This window comes from Roseivivax isoporae LMG 25204, from assembly GCF_000521865.1.
GTDB lineage: Bacteria > Pseudomonadota > Alphaproteobacteria > Rhodobacterales > Rhodobacteraceae > Roseivivax > Roseivivax isoporae.
Genome location: NZ_JAME01000148.1, coordinates 1 through 613 on the forward strand (window position 1 = coordinate 1; position 613 = coordinate 613).

Sequence of the window (613 nt, forward strand, 5' to 3'; positions counted from 1 at the left end):
CCCCCCTTCCGCCCCCGGCGGCTGCCGATCAATCCGGCGCGCTTCAGGTCGAGCAGGATGTGCTCGAGAAACCGCTTGGGCGCACCCGAGCGTTCGGCGATTTGCTCGATCCTGAGAGCGTTGGCATCGCCTGTCTTCTCGTCGGCCAGGACCGCGAGAGCCTTCAGGGCATACTTCGTCTTGTGGGTGATCATCCGCGGCAGTGTTCCTTGGAAAGTGCGACCAACGTGGTCGACATTAACAGCCTCGCCGGCGAAAGCGAGGCCTATCCCAAATACACGATAAACATGATCGACATTTTAGTGAATCGTGTCATGCTCACCCCTGACTGCGTCGAAGCAAGGCCGCCATGGCCGGGGAGGCACGATGAAGTTCGATCGTATAGACCTGAAGATCCTCGACCTTCTGCAACGGGACGCGACAATGCCGGTCGCGCGAATTGTCGAGCAAGTTGGCCTGTCCCAGACGCCGTGCTGGAAGCGCATCCAGAAACATGAGGAGGCCGGAACGATCAGCGGGCGTGTAGCGCTCCTCGATCCGGACGCCTTCGGTTTCGGTTTGACGGCGTTCGTCATGGTCGAGGCCATGGAGCACACGCCCGAGTGGCGCGCGG

2 protein-coding genes are annotated in these 613 nt (G+C 61.2%); one reads left to right on the top strand and one right to left on the bottom strand.

Features of this window, described 5'->3' with window-relative positions; all coding sequences use genetic code 11:
* The coding region (locus RISW2_RS23075) for an RrF2 family transcriptional regulator (protein WP_043775919.1) at positions 1-194 on the bottom strand (194 nt) is incomplete at its 3' end.
* 172 nt (positions 195-366) lie between these two features.
* Here RISW2_RS23075 and RISW2_RS23080 point away from each other — a divergent pair.
* Positions 367-613: Lrp/AsnC family transcriptional regulator (locus RISW2_RS23080; protein WP_043775922.1), on the top strand; the 247-nt coding region annotated here is incomplete at its 3' end.